The organism is Streptomyces sp. MCA2, from assembly GCF_023544705.1.
GTDB classification, from domain to species: Bacteria; Actinomycetota; Actinomycetes; order Streptomycetales; family Streptomycetaceae; genus Streptomyces; species Streptomyces decoyicus.
In genome coordinates this window covers 24,081-37,887 of sequence record NZ_JAMJFM010000076.1, presented here as the reverse complement: position 1 = coordinate 37,887, position 13,807 = coordinate 24,081, and the positions used below count along the sequence as shown (strand labels likewise).

Sequence of the window (13,807 nt, the reverse complement as noted above, 5' to 3'; positions counted from 1 at the left end):
GGCGCCTGGAGCATGGCCGACGCCTCCTCGAGCGGGGTGCGGGTGGCGGGGGGCGCGGAGCGGCAGGTGAATCCGAGCCGGGTCAGTGCCCGGGTCACCTCGCCGGCGCTGAAGTCACGGCGGTCCTGCCGGGTGATGATCTCCCCGACCTGCTTGACGGGGTAGTGACGGCTGCCGATGAGCACGGACTCACCCGTAATGGGTTCGGGTTTGATGCCCTTCATCGCATCCTGCACCTCGGTCTTGATCAGGTCGAAGGGGAAGCGGGCGATGACGACGCGCATAGTGCCTCTACAGGGTCGAGGAGAAGCCGGAAACGGACGGGTGACGCGGACGGTTCAGCATGCGAGGGAGATCACTCCCAAAGTGTGCCCGTCCTCGTCCACCACGGGCGAGGCGCGCAGCGCGCGACCTCGCATGGCGTGCTCCGCGTCGTGCATCGACGTCACGGACGACGTGAACGGTCCCCGGTCGTAGACGATGTCCCGCAACCGGGTTTCCTCTGTGTACCAGGAATCGCGCTGGTGGGCGATCAGCTGGGCCCGGGTGATCAGGCCCGTGCACCGGCCGTCCTCGTCACGGACGAGGAGGTGGTCGGCGCGTGCACCGTTGACGACGGACAGGGCCAGGTCGACGATCATGTCGTCGCCGACCTGTGGTCCCGGCGGGGTCATGGCGTTGCCGACCGTCCTGTCGGAGCGGTGCGGATGCCAGGGGTGGAGCTGAAGCAGCGTCAACGGAATCCTCCGTGGTGTGGTGATCCAGCGAGCCGGGCTGCCCGTGTGCGCCGGATCAGGACGCCTTGCCGACGGAGCGCTGTCGCTGCGACGTCCCGGTCGCGGTCCGGGGGGTTCCGCCGGACCGACGGGCCTGGGCGGAGCGGCTGCGACGGCCGCGCGTGGAGGATCCGCTGCGCTTGGGACGCTCGACGACCGGCGCGGCGATGGTGACGGGAATGCCGGAGGGCGTCTGGGCGCCGGTGATCCGGTTCAGTTCGGCCTCGCCGGCGCGGACCTGGGTGGACTGCGGGGTGATGCCCGCGTCGGCCATCAGGCGGTCCATCTCGCGGCGCTGGCTGGGCAGGACGAGGGTCACGACGCTGCCCGACTCGCCCGCACGGGCGGTGCGACCGCCGCGGTGCAGGTAGTCCTTGTGGTCCGTGGGCGGGTCGACATTGACGACGAGGTCGAGGTTGTCGACGTGGATACCGCGGGCGGCGACGTTGGTGGCCACCAGGACGGTGACATCGCCGGTCTTGAACTGGGCCAGGGTGCGGGTGCGCTGGGGCTGCGACTTGCCGCCGTGCAGGGCCGCGGCGCGCACGCCGCTGCTCAGCAGGTGCTTGGTGAGCTTGTCCACGGCGCGCTTGGTGTCCAGGAACATGATCGACCGGCCTTCGCGGGCGGCGATCTCCGTGGTGGTGGCGTGCTTGTCGGCGTCGCGGACATGCAGCAGATGGTGCTCCATCGTGGTCACGGCGCCCGCCGAGGGGTCGACCGAGTGGACCACGGGGTCCGTCAGATAGCGCCGGACCAGCAGGTCGACGTTGCGGTCCAAGGTCGCCGAGAAGAGCATCCGCTGCCCCTCGGGACGGACCTGGTCGAGCAGGGCGGTGACCTGGGGCATGAAGCCCATGTCCGCCATCTGGTCGGCCTCGTCCAGCACGGTGATGGCGACCTGGTTCAGCCGGCAGTCACCGCGGCCGATGAGGTCCTTGAGCCGTCCGGGGGTCGCGACGACGACCTCGGCCCCTCCGCGCAGGGCGCTTGCCTGGCGGCCGATCGACATACCGCCGACGACGGTTGCCAGTCGCAGGGACAGCGACCGGGCGTAGGGCGTGAGCGCGTCGGTGACCTGCTGGGCCAGTTCCCGTGTGGGGACCAGGACCAGGGCCAGCGGCTGGCGGGCCTCGGCGCGCTGTCCGGCGGTACGGGCCAGCAGGGCCAGACCGAAGGCGAGCGTCTTGCCCGAGCCGGTGCGCCCGCGGCCCAGGACGTCACGTCCGGCGAGCGAGTTCGGCAGCGTGGCGGCCTGGATCGGGAACGGGGCCGTCATCCCCTCCGCGGTCAGCGAGGCCAACAGCGCGGACGGCATGTCCAGTTCCGCGAAGGTCTCGGCCGCGGGCAGGGCGGGAGTGTGCGTGACGGGCAGCGCGAACTCGGCGGGCCGGGCGGCGGGACGACGTCCCTTGCCACCGGAGCGGTTCGACGACTGCGAGCGATAGCCGCCGCGGCCGGAGCCGGCGGAACCGGCGGAACGGGTGCGGGAGGAGCGGTCGTTCGGGCGAGCTGTGCGGTTCATGGAGAACCTTCCTCGATGCGGTACGTCGAAGAATTCCCGGCAGCTTTCAGCCACACACAAAAGAATCGCAGAACGGACCGGAGAAAACAGATGGAACGTGGCGGGGCGGAATCGACCGCCGGCGCGTGAAGAAATGTCGCCGCAAAGGGAGGCGAGCACGGTGCCGGAGCAGAGAGCTGGGCGGACTGCCGTTCTGCCGCAGCATGCTGCGGTTCGGCACCGAACAGGCTGCCCCTTGTCGCCGGTGCGGCCGTGAGGGCACGCACAGCGCATTCCGCAAAGGGCAACGCGCTGGGGCCCGCACCCAAGGTGCGGGCCCCAGCTGCAGTCTGACGCGTCAGTGTCAGGCGGGGACGATGTTCTCGGCCTGCGGGCCCTTCTGGCCCTGCGTGACGTCGAAGGTCACCTTCTGGCCTTCCTGGAGCTCGCGGAAGCCCTGGGTGGCGATGTTCGAGTAGTGGGCGAAGACGTCGGCGCCGCCACCCTCCTGCTCGATGAAGCCGAAGCCCTTTTCCGCGTTGAACCACTTCACGGTGCCAGTAGCCATGTCATATCTCCTTCGGGGCAGTGCCCGGGGCCGCACTGTGCGGACCCCGCGTCGCCGCGATGATTGCCCCTCCGGAAAACCCGGAAATACAAAAGCACTCCAACCGGCCTGGAAAGCCGATGAGGTAGCGAGAAGTCTTTGGGAACCACAACTGCAACTGAGATCGACAGTAGCACGGCGTCAGCGGGCCCGCGCCGCTGTTGCTCCCGCCATTTCGGGGGTGCAAAAACCCCTACCGACGTGGCAGGTATTTCTGTAGTTGCGGCGCGAGATATTCACTACCGGAGCACCGACCATCCGGCCGGGAAACGTGGCTCGCCGCCCGCTTCGGCCCTGACGTCGCCCGCACTCCGGCGGTCTGCTCGCCGCGCTGCCGCACGTCCGCCCGCCCGCCGCCCGGCAAGCTGCCCGGCCCTGCCGGGGTGAAGGTGCGGGGAGGGGGTGGCTCAGGCCCCCGCCTCGGCCTCCCGCCGGATCCGTCTCACCGTCCCGCCCCGATCGATGCGACGCAAGAAATCTATATCGATGATGATAGATATTCGGGCTTCGTAGACCCGAGATTTTGCTCCTCATCGGCAAGACTTCAGCTCGCCGCGCCGGGTCACCCGTAACAGCCGCCGGACCGCACGCATGGCCGGTTCTGGGCTGTCTCCGACTGCGGCCACGACGGCGGTCGGCGCCCTGTCCGCAGCGGTGTCGCGTGCCCCTGAGGGCTGTCCCGTACGGCCTGGCAGGCTCATGCGATCGGGGCCACGATGGGGACAGCGGAGCGGAAATGTCGCACCCCGTCGGAGGGGCGGCATGAGCGACGCGGCCGGCTGCTCACCGCAGCGGCAGATCCGGGTGTACCCGCTCGATGATCATGAGGTCGTCCGGCGCGGTGGGGTGGACCTGCCCGATGCCGAGCCCGGTCCGGTCTCTTTCTCTGCGACCCCGAAGCCCGGTCCCTTTCTCCTACCCCGAAGGGAGAACGCCATGGAGCCGGAAGTCATCACCGTCGGGCTCGACGGCTCGCCGGAGAGCCTGGCAGCCGCGCTATGGGCCGCCGACGAAGCGGACCGGCGGCAGTCGGTGCTGCGACTTCTCCATGCGTGGATACTGCTGGCCGCCGAGGCGCCGGACACACCCCCGGACCGGGACCAGAACGCCGGCGCCCGGCAGATCGTGCACCGGGCCCTGGAAGAGGTACGGGAACGTCACCCGCGGCTTCAGATCATCGAGGACCTGGTGGGGGCGGAGGCCGAACCGGCGCTGCTGGGCGCGGCGGCCGAGGCGCAGATGATCGTGCTCGGATCGCGGGCCCTCGCGCCGTGGGAGAGCTATGTGCTCGGCGATGTGAGCCTGAATGTCGTGGGCCGGGCCAAGGGGCCGGTCGTGCTCGTCCGCCGGGACGGGCGCGCGAAGGCACCGCGCCACGAACCGCCGGACAACCCGCCGCCCGCCCCCGACGCGCGGGTCGTCGCCGGCCTCAGCCTCAACGGCCCCTGCGACCGGCTGCTGGACTTCGCCTTCGACGCCGCGGCGAGCCGGGGTGTTCCGCTTCAGGCCGTGCACGGGCGTCCGCTCCCCGTGCACGCTTACACCCCGTGGGGCCTGGACCCCGATGCCGCGACGGAACTCACCAAGGAAGCGGCCGTCGAGCTGGGGGACGCCCTCCTCCCGTGGTGTGAGCGGTTCCCCGACGTGCTGGTCCAGCAGACCGTGCTGTCGGAGAGCCCGACCCGGGCCCTGGTCCAGACGGTCTTCGGGGCCGAGCTTCTGGTGGTCGGCCGCAAGCTGCACCGTCCGCCGCTCGCGCCACGCGTCGGCCCGGTGGCGCATGCCGCCATCCATCACGTGGCCTGCCCGGTGGCTGTGATCCCGCACGAATGATGAGCAGGCAGGGCCGGTAGGGGGAGGATGCGCCCGGACCCGCCGGTCCCTGCGCAGGAACCGCGGGCGCGATGCAGGCTTGTCGGTACCGGATCCCTGCCCATGCGGCGGATGAGATCCGGCACCTGCACACCCGGAGGGACTGGCCGAACATGAGCCACCGCAGCGTTGCCGACCTGATGACGCCCCACGCCGTCGTCGTCCAACGGGGCACCCCGTTCAAGGAGATCGCGCACCTGCTCGACGAGTACGACATCACCGCCGTCCCGGTCCTCGACGAGGACGAGCGGCCGGTGGGAGTGGTGTCCGAAGCCGATCTGCTGCGCCGGCAGATCGCCAAGCTCGGGGCGAGCACCGCCGAAGGGATCATGACGAGCCCCGTGGTGGTGGCACGGCCCGAGTGGAGCGTCGTCGAAGCGGCCAAGATGATGGAGAAGCACAAGGTCAAGCGGCTGCCCGTGGTCGACGACACCGGCCGCCTCATCGGCGTGATCAGCCGCAGCGACCTCGTGCGGCTGTTCCTGCGCCGCGACCGCGCCATTCAGGAGGAGGTGCTGGAAGAGGTGCTGACGCGGACGCTCGGGGTGCCACCGTCTGCGGTCACGGTCGACGTCGCCGACGGCACCGTGACGCTCACCGGCACCGTGGAGCACACAAGCCTTGCCCCGATTGCGGTGCGGCTGTGTGAAAGCGTCGACGGGGTGGTCGAGGTGGTCGACCGGCTCACCTGCCCGGGGGGCGGAGCCTCCACGCCCGGGCAGGAAGCGCCGGAGTAGCACGCGCACGGCAAGCTGCACCGCCGGACAACCGGCACAAGGGCATAGTGGTGGTGCGCGTGAAATGCCCCCATTGCCGCATATCTTGGCCGCAGGGCGGCGAGCCGAGCCGCACCAGACGCGGCGGAGGGACGCCATGGAGCCGAGCGACCACCAGGGGGACGGGCAACACCGCCCCACGCCCGGCCGTCGTCCCGACAAGGCGGCCGCCGCCGGTTCGCCCCGGGGGGAGCGCCCGGCGAAGCCCTCCGCGGGCAAAGCCACCCGCCGGCATGCCGACGCCTCCTCACGGCCGGCCCGTGGCCGACGCGGACTTCGCCTCCCCGGCGGTCCGCCGCCCGGCCCGGCTCGCCCCGGGTTCTGGCGCAGTCCCCTGCGGGGGCCGTGGCTGACCTCGGTGTTCGGGCTGATCCTGCTCGTCGGCCTCACGGTGCTCTTCGTGACCGGACTGCTGTCCTACGCCGCCTACAACCCCGATCTGGCTCCGGGCAACGACCGGACACCGGACAAGGGATGGCTGGGCTTCTACCTCTTCTCCTGGCCGACCAGCCCCTATTGGCTCTACCGCCTCACCCAGGGCATCCATGTGACGCTCGGTGTGGTGCTGATCCCCGTGCTGCTGGCGAAGCTGTGGTCGGTCATCCCGAAGCTGTTCTCCTGGCCGCCGCTGCGCTCACCGAGCCATGCGCTGGAACGGCTTTCGCTGCTGCTCCTGGTGGGCGGGGCGCTGTTCGAGTTCGTCACCGGAGTGCTGAACATCCAGCTGCACTACATTTTCCCGGGCTCCTTCTACACCCTGCATTTCTACGGAGCATGGGTGTTCATCGGTGCGTTCCTCGTCCATATCGCGTTCCGTATCCCCGTGATGGCAAAAGCCCTGCGCAGCCGCCGAATGCGTACCGAACTGCGCACGCCGCTCTCCCGGACGGTGCGCGAACCGGCCGACGACACCGGGCTGGTGACCCCGGACCCGGCGCCTCCCACCATGTCGCGGCGTGGCGCGCTCGGCCTGGTGGGTGCGGGGTCGCTGGGCCTGCTCCTCGTCACGGCGGGGCAGAGCATCGGCGGCTCCCTCCGCAGAACCGCGCTGCTGGCCCCGCGCGGGCAGGACCCGGGGGAGGGGCCCAACGGCTTCCAGATCAACAAGACCGCGGCGAGCGTGGGGATCAGCGCCCGCGACATCGGCCCCGACTGGCGGCTGGTCGTACGGGGCGACGGCCGCGAGCGGACCTGCACCCGCGCACAGCTCCTCGCTCTTCCCCAGCACACGGCGGCCCTGCCCATCGCCTGTGTCGAGGGCTGGTCCACCGACGACCAGCACTGGAGCGGCGTCCGGCTGGCGGACCTCGCTGCCCTGGTCGGACTGCGTCACAACCCGCCGGGCGTCTTCGTCGAGTCCGCACAGCGGGCCGGCTCGTTCCGCTCGACGCATCTGCGCGACAACCAGGTACGCGACCCCAGATCGCTGCTGGCCCTGCGGGTCAACGGCGCGGCTCTCTCCCCGGACCACGGATATCCGGCGCGCATCATCGTCCCCGCCAACCCCGGTGTGCACAACACGAAATGGGTCACCCGCCTCACCTTCGGGAGCACCCCGTGAAGGGCCTCCGCGCACGCTACGGGGCGTCCCCTCTGCACCTCCTGCTGGTGCTGTGCTCCTTCTTTCTGGCCGTGTACGCGGGCGTCCGACTGCTCAAAGGGGACACCCTCGGCGTCCTCATCTGGTTCGTCGGCGCGGCCCTCCTGCACGACCTGGTGTTCCTGCCCCTGTACACCGCCACCGACCGCGTGGTGCAACGCCTCTTCCGGCACCGGCGGCGCACGGCGAACCCGTACGCCCCGGTGGTGGCAGGCGGGATCAACTACGTCCGGGTGCCCGCTTTCGTCGCGCTCCTGCTGCTCCTGGTGTGGTACCCGCTCATCCTCCAGCGCGTCCCGGGGTTCTCCCTGTACACCGGCCTGCCGTCGGGTCAGTTCTGGGACCACTGGCTGCTGATCACCGCGACGCTCTTCGCGGCCTCGGCGGGGTGTCTGCTGGTGGCCCTGTGGCGCACACACAGGGCCCGTCCACGCTCCGAAGATCCCCCGTCTCCCCCGTCTCCGCAGAAGGCACCGTAGGCAGCCGGCCTGCCGCCGGTGGACGTGGTCACCAGCCGGTCAGCAACAGATGGTTGACCAACAGGGCGAGGAGGGCCTGCGCGGCCAGCCACCAGGAGTGAAAGCGGCGTGGCAGCAGGGCACCTGCGGGCAGCGTCCACACCGCGAAGGACAGCCAGATCCGTTCCGTCTCCGCCTTGCTCATCCCGGAAACATCCGCGAGCAGCATCATGCACAGCCCTGCCGCGACCAGCACGGCAAGGGCGCCCCGTCCGCTCGGCGGCTCGCGCCGCATCCTCCGCACCGCATGCCACAGCGGACCGGCGGCGCGGCGCAGCCCGGCGACGGTGGCCAGGCCCACGGTCAGTACCTGGGCCGCCAGGTTCGCCCAGAGAAAGTAGCTGTAGGGACGTACTTTCGCGGCGCCCTGGTAGTAACGCTCGACCAGCGTCGTATAGCCGTCCAGCCACCAGAACCCGGCCCAGGTGAAGGCCGCCACCCAGACCAGCACGCCCAGCAGCACATACGGCAACGGGCGGACCGAGCGCGCGAGCAGCAGCACCGCGGCGCCGAGGACGACGAGAACGGTCAGGCCGTAGGAGAGATACCAGGCCCAGCCGAGCAGCAGCCCCGCACCCAGGGCGGCGAGACGCGGCATCCGCGTACTGCGGGTGGCCGCCAGGGCCAGCAGGGCGACGGCCCAGGCGGCCACCCCCGCGAAGTAGCCGTCGGCGCTGACCCCGATCCATACCGCCGCCGGGGCCAGGACGAGGAACGAGGCGGCCCGGCGGGCCAGTTCCTCACCGCACAGTGCGCGGACGGTCACCATGACGGCCGCGGTGAGCGAGCTTCCGACGGTGATGCACCAGACCGCGGCCCAGGCGCCGCCGCCCAGCCCGATCCGGTCCAGCCCGACGAACGTCAGCAGAGCGCCGGGCGGATGACCGGCCACATGTGCCGGCCAGATGCCGGGCGAGCCGACCAGGATGTGGTGCGTGAAGTCGCGCAGGAAAGCGCCCACGTCGTGCACGTCGTCGACGGATTGCAGGTACTCCAGACTGGTGGTCAGCCGCTCGGCGACGCCACGGCCCCACCCGTCCACGAGTGCCAGCGACCACGTCCAGGCCATCGCCGCGGCCCACACGGCCGGCACCAGCACCCGCCACGACAGACGCCGTGCGGTCGACGGACCGTAGACCACCACCACCGCCGCGACGGCCACCGCCGCCGGGGTGCCGGGGCCCACATGCGGCAGCCACCAGGCGTGCAACGGCGGCCACCCCAGCCGCAGGATCCCCTCGGAACCGTAAACGGTCCGGTTGATGACGCGCCCGACGACTGCTGCCAGGACGAACAGCGTCACCGCACCCGCAGCCGCCCACAGGTCGCGGTGGCACTCCCGCTTTGGCACGCTCGCTGTCACCCGGCCACGGTAGGCCAGGCCGGCGGCCGGAGCGCTGATCGCCACCACTACGGCCGCGGGGAGTGGCGGCGTGCCGACCCGGTGCCCCGCGCGGTGCTCCGCCGGGTTACTTGGGGTGGATGTCGGCGGCGACGATCACGCCGTCCTCCACGGTGTAGGTGCCGGTGAAGTGGCGGTGGGTTTCGTCGGTCAGCAGCTGGTCGAGCTCGACCTCGACCTTGTTGCCGTTCACCGCGTTGATGGTGACGTCGTACTTGTTCGTGGTGTTGAAGGTCTGCACGAAGGCGTCGAACGTGTTCCCCGCGATGTGCTGCTTCCCGCCCAGCGCCCAAGCGGAAATGTAGTCACGCTCGTTAACGGCACTGAAATACGTTTCGACCACGTCAGCGGGATCCGGCGTGGAGGGCTGCGTCGGCGAGGCCTGGGGGCGGGCGTGGACGGCTGGTGTCCAGGTGTGGCCGAGCGAGGGGCTGACTGCCCACCCCGCGACGGGGGCGGAGAGCGTGGCCGTTCCGGATCCAGGGCTGTTCGCCCGGGCCGGGCCGAAGAGCGCGCCGGCACCGGTGAGGGCCACGACAAGGGCCATGACGAAGGACACCCGCACACCGGTCACCCCAGGAAGGCGGTGTGGGTGGTCGAGTGACGCAGTTCCCGTCGGCGCCCGCGCCGAGCGGTCCTGCGGTAGACGACGGGAATTCGCACGGTGAAGTCCTGAAAGCTCTGTCATCGGTCACCCCGAAGCAGTTCGAGGATCTGGATCTTCTTAAGTCCCATCGTGCGTGACGCGTCTCCCGGATGCATCCGCTGGTCGAGTTGCGGGCTGTTCCCTTCGGGGCTACAGGCGGACGACGACCAGGGCGATGTCGTCGCGGGCGCCGGCGCTGACGCCGAGGCGTGCCAGCAGCGCGTCGGCGAGGCGTTCCGGGCTGAACCTGCTGTAGCGGGAGAGGGCGTCGGTGAGGCGGGCGAGGCTGGCGTCGATGTCTTCGTCGCGGCGTTCGATGAGTCCGTCGGTGTAGAGGACGAGGGTGTCGCCGGGGGTGTAGGCAAGGCGGGCCTGGGGGCGTGGCTCATGTTCGGGGTGGGCGCCCAGGGGCGGGTCGGTGGCCTGGTCCAGGAGCGCGTGGGTGCCGTCGGCGTGCAGCAGGACGGGAGGCGGGTGACCGGCGCTGCTGTAGGTCACCTCGTGGCGGGCGGTGTCGATCAGCGCCTGGATGACGGTGGTGGCCAGGGCCTTGTCGACGGAGCGGGCATACAGGCCCAGCACCTTCAGCGCCTGGGCGGGACCCGCGACCGAGCGTGCGGCGGCGCTGAGGGCGCTGCGGAGCATGCCCATGACGGCGGCGGCCTCCAGCCCGTGGCCGACGACATCTCCGACCGCCACGGCGAATGCCTCCCCCGGGAGGTCGACGATGTCGTACCAGTCGCCGCAGATGTTCAGTGAGCCGATGGCGGGGAGGTAGCGCACCGCGATGTCACGGTGCCGGGCGAGGTCGGGGGAGTGGAGCATGGCCTCCTGGAGGGTGAGCGCGACCTGGCGTTCGCGGGCATGGGCCCGGCGCAGTTCCTCGTTGAGGTGTTGCAGCGCACGCGCCCGGACGTACAGCTCGGCCTCCATCGCCTCCTCGCGCTCGCTCAGCTGCCCGCCCGGCATCTGACGGGCCCGGCGGGAGTGCACGAACGCCGTCACGTCCTCCACCCGGTGGATGACCCAGGCCACCGTGCCGCCCGGACCGATGACGGGAGTGTTGATGGTGGACCACCAGCGCTCCTCGAACAGGCCCGGCTGGTCGGCCACGGGGATGTCGTACCGCTGGACCGCCATGGTGTCCGGCTCCCCGGACGCCAGCACCCGGTTCAGCGAGGGATGCAGGTTCTGTACACCTTCGGCGTCGGGGTCCGCGGGGTTGTCGGGGAAGGCGTCGAAGACGTACTGCCCGAGCAGATCGTCCCTGGTCCGCCCGGTGGCCTGGAGATACGCCTGGTTGACGTCCACGATCACCAGGTCCGGGTCAAGGACCAGGCAAGCGCTCGGTGTCGCTGCGAACAGCGCCGCATGATCGAGCTCCGGTCTCCGCACGCGCTCCCTGCCCATCCTCCTCCGGCTCACGGCCCCGCCCGTGCCAATCTATGAGGCGCCCGGCGCCCGCGCCCGCCGGGACACCTCCGCACCGCGCCACGGCCGTGCGGTGTCCTCCCCGCACTCGGGCCCGGAGGCAGGGCGCACGGCGGCGGCCGGGGCCCGGCCCGTCCTCGCGGTTCACCCGAATGGCTCGCGTGCTCCGGGGGCAGCGCCCGGCGCCCTTCGTCCGCGCCTGCCCCGCGGGGCCTCGCGGGGGAGGGAGCCTCCTCGTCCGGTGGCGTACGGGGCGTGCGGTGAGCGTGCCCGCCCCGTACACCACCGGGCCGGCCTTCGACGATCTCGGGAACTCGCCCGCGACGCGCCACTGGCACGTAGCGTCGGGGGCATGCGTGCTTTCATCGTCGATGCGTTCACCGACCGGCCGTTCGCCGGGAATCCCGCCGGGGTGTGTCTGCTGGCAGAACCTGCCGACGCCGCCTGGATGCAGCGGGTCGCCGCCGAATTCAACTTGCCGGAAACGGCCTTTGTGCACCCGGTGGCGGAAAACACCTACGGGCTACGGTGGTTCACACCGACCGTGGAGGTCGATCTGTGTGGTCATGCCACCCTGGCCACCGCGCACGTCCTCCACGCGACACAGGGCATCCCGTCCGATGCTGCCCTGCGGTTCGACACCCTGAGCGGTGTGCTGACCGCCCGTCGGCACAGTCAGGGAGCCTTCACGCTGGACTTCCCCGCGGATCCGCCGACCGCTGCCCCCGCGCCGGAGGGACTCGCCAAGGCGCTCGGGACCGAGCCGCGGTGGACGGGCAGCGCCCGGCACGATCTGCTCGTGGAGCTGCCGGAGGCGCAGGCGGTGCGTGATCTGGCCCCGGACATCGCCGCGCTGGCCGAGTTCAGCGGCCGGGCGGTCATCGTGACCGCGGGTGCCGCCGACGGCGCCGACCACGATTTCGTCTCCCGGGTCTTCGCCCCCGCCGCCGGCATTCCCGAGGACCCGGTCACCGGCGCCGCCCACTGCGTCCTCGCACCCCACTGGGCGGGCCGGCTGGGGCGTACGGAGCTGACCGGTGTGCAACTGTCCTCGCGCGGCGGACGGGTGGGCGTCGAGCTGCACGGCGACCGGGTCACCCTGCTGGGACAGGCGGTCACCGTGTTCGACGGCGAGCTGACGCCCTGAGGCGTGTACCGCGGCCGGAGCGCTCGTGAGCCCCGCCTCCCGGTGCGACCGGGGAGCGGGGCTCACGAACGAACAGTGCTGTGCCGGCCTGACCGGCTGTCTCAGGCCGTGGACACCGCCTGCTGCGCGGTGAACTTCGTGCGGAGGCTTGCGCTGTAGCGGCGCAGGAGCAGGATGGCGGTGGCGGCGAGGCCGGTGAGCAGACCGAGCCAGATGCCGAGGGTGTGGAGTCCGGCGGCATAGCCCAGCAGCCATGCGGCGGGCAGGCCGATGGCCCAGTAGCCGACGAGGGTGATGCGGAATCCGCTCTTGGTGTCGTCGAGGCCGCGCAGGAGTCCGACGCCGATGTTCTGGGCGCAGTCGAAGAACTGCAACACCATGATCACCAGGAGCAGGTGGGTGGCGATCGACACCGCCGGTGCGTCGCGGGCGCCGCTGGTGTCGAAGAAGGGGCTGAGTACCAGGTCGGGCAGGGTGATGTAGACGACGCCCACCACGACCATGACGGCTCCGGCGCAGGCCAGCGCGGTGTTCTTGATGCGTAGCGCGGCCTCGGTGCGGCCGAGGGCGAGTTCCCGGCTGACGTTGATGGACGCGGCGTGGGAGAGGCCGACGGCGACCTGGAAGACGATGTAGACGAGCTGGTTGACGGCGGTGTGCGCGGCCAGGGCGGCGCTGCCGAACGAACCGGCCATCAGGGCGGTGACGGAGAAGAAACCGGCCTCGGAACCGTAGGTCGCCGCGATGGGTACGCCGAGCTGGACCAGGCGGCGGACGGTGGCGCGGTCGGCCTTGGCGATGTTGAGGCTGAGCAGGGGGCCGAGGACGGTGTCCTTCTTCGCCGACAGGTAGAGGGCCAGGAACGACAGCAGGTAGACCAGGGTGGTGGCCACACCGACGCCGGGCAGGCCGAGCTTCGGCAGGCCCCAGGTGCCGTGGATGAGGACCCAGTTGATGCCGGCGTTGACGGCGACGGAGGCGATGGTGATCTGGAGCAGCGCCTGCGGACGGCGCATACCGACGGTGAACTGGCGGATGGCCTGGAACCAGAGGCAGGGCACCAGACCGGGCGCGAGGGCCAGCAGCATGGTCTGCGCGCGGTCGACGACGTCGGCCTCCTGACCCAGGAGGGTCAGCGCCTGCCCGATGAGCAGCATGAGCACGGCGCCGGCGATACCGGCGAGGGTGGCCACGGCGAGGCTGGCGCGGACGATCTCGCGCACCTCGTCGTCGCTCTCGCCCTGCGCGGTGCCCGGCCCGGTGTCCTGGGCCGACTCCGCGCGTGCGGAGGCGGCGGCGATCTGGTTGCCGACGGAGGTGACGAGGCCGACGCCCATGGTGCGCAGCTGGTTGAAGAGGACGATGGCCAGTCCCCCCGCCGCGAGGTCGGCCGTGCCGAGCATGCCCATCATCACGGTGTCGGTGGTGGTCAGCGCGACCTGTGCGAGCTGCGTGAGGATGAGCGGTACGGCGAGGGTGGCCAGGGCGCGACTGTCGCGGAGGAGGGTGGTCAGCTGCATGGCGGGCA

Annotated in this window: 13 protein-coding genes; 5 read left to right on the top strand and 8 right to left on the bottom strand. The window is 70.9% G+C overall.

Annotation, left to right across the window (positions count from 1 at the left end):
• The 4 genes from M8I34_RS38105 to M8I34_RS38090 all read right to left on the bottom strand — a co-directional run.
• Positions 1-284: SCO5918 family protein (locus M8I34_RS38105; protein WP_250057590.1), on the bottom strand; the 284-nt coding region annotated here is incomplete at its 3' end.
• 54 nt (positions 285-338) lie between these two features.
• Positions 339-737: a CBS domain-containing protein gene (locus M8I34_RS38100; protein ID WP_250057588.1), complete on the bottom strand. Its 399-nt coding sequence runs from the start codon at positions 735-737 to the stop codon at positions 339-341.
• A gap of 55 nt (positions 738-792) precedes the next feature.
• Complete coding sequence (locus tag M8I34_RS38095; protein WP_250057587.1) at positions 793-2,301, bottom strand: DEAD/DEAH box helicase; 1,509 nt, start codon at positions 2,299-2,301, stop codon at positions 793-795.
• Between the two features lie 343 nt (positions 2,302-2,644).
• On the bottom strand, positions 2,645-2,848 hold the full coding sequence (locus tag M8I34_RS38090; RefSeq protein WP_030788646.1) for a cold-shock protein: 204 nt from the start codon (positions 2,846-2,848) through the stop codon (positions 2,645-2,647).
• A gap of 975 nt (positions 2,849-3,823) precedes the next feature.
• On the opposite strand from M8I34_RS38090, the gene M8I34_RS38085 reads away from it, so the two are divergent.
• The 4 genes from M8I34_RS38085 to M8I34_RS38070 all read left to right on the top strand — a co-directional run bounded on the left by M8I34_RS38085 (position 3,824) and on the right by M8I34_RS38070 (position 7,614).
• Entirely contained in the window at positions 3,824-4,720 is an 897-nt protein-coding gene (locus M8I34_RS38085) for a universal stress protein (protein WP_250057586.1), read from the top strand.
• 152 nt (positions 4,721-4,872) lie between these two features.
• Positions 4,873-5,496 (top strand): CBS domain-containing protein, encoded by a 624-nt coding sequence (locus M8I34_RS38080; protein ID WP_250057585.1) that lies wholly within the window; start codon positions 4,873-4,875, stop codon positions 5,494-5,496.
• Positions 5,497-5,632: 136 nt separating this feature from the next.
• Positions 5,633-7,096 carry a molybdopterin-dependent oxidoreductase gene (locus M8I34_RS38075; RefSeq protein ID WP_250057584.1) on the top strand — a complete coding sequence of 488 codons (1,464 nt, stop codon included), beginning with the start codon at positions 5,633-5,635 and terminating at the stop codon, positions 7,094-7,096.
• Positions 7,093-7,614, top strand: coding sequence for a hypothetical protein (locus M8I34_RS38070; protein WP_250057583.1), 522 nt, complete (start codon positions 7,093-7,095; stop codon positions 7,612-7,614). The genes M8I34_RS38075 and M8I34_RS38070 overlap by 4 nt, the downstream gene beginning before the upstream one ends.
• A gap of 28 nt (positions 7,615-7,642) precedes the next feature.
• Here M8I34_RS38070 and M8I34_RS38065 read toward each other — a convergent pair whose 3' ends face one another.
• The 3 genes from M8I34_RS38065 to M8I34_RS38055 form a co-directional block, all read right to left on the bottom strand.
• Complete coding sequence (locus M8I34_RS38065) at positions 7,643-9,016, bottom strand: hypothetical protein (protein ID WP_374211043.1); 1,374 nt, start codon at positions 9,014-9,016, stop codon at positions 7,643-7,645.
• A gap of 106 nt (positions 9,017-9,122) precedes the next feature.
• Positions 9,123-9,602, bottom strand: a complete 480-nt coding sequence (locus M8I34_RS38060) for a hypothetical protein (protein ID WP_250057582.1) — start codon at positions 9,600-9,602, stop codon at positions 9,123-9,125.
• A gap of 249 nt (positions 9,603-9,851) precedes the next feature.
• Positions 9,852-11,111 carry a PP2C family protein-serine/threonine phosphatase gene (locus M8I34_RS38055; RefSeq protein ID WP_250057581.1) on the bottom strand — a complete coding sequence of 420 codons (1,260 nt, stop codon included), beginning with the start codon at positions 11,109-11,111 and terminating at the stop codon, positions 9,852-9,854.
• A 373-nt stretch (positions 11,112-11,484) separates the two neighbouring features.
• Here M8I34_RS38055 and M8I34_RS38050 point away from each other — a divergent pair, with 373 nt between their 5' ends.
• Complete coding sequence (locus tag M8I34_RS38050; protein WP_250057580.1) at positions 11,485-12,279, top strand: PhzF family phenazine biosynthesis protein; 795 nt, start codon at positions 11,485-11,487, stop codon at positions 12,277-12,279.
• 101 nt (positions 12,280-12,380) lie between these two features.
• On the opposite strand, the gene M8I34_RS38045 is transcribed toward M8I34_RS38050, so the two are convergent.
• Positions 12,381-13,799 (bottom strand): MATE family efflux transporter, encoded by a 1,419-nt coding sequence (locus M8I34_RS38045; protein WP_374211042.1) that lies wholly within the window; start codon positions 13,797-13,799, stop codon positions 12,381-12,383.
• Between the last annotated feature and the right edge of the window lie 8 nt (positions 13,800-13,807).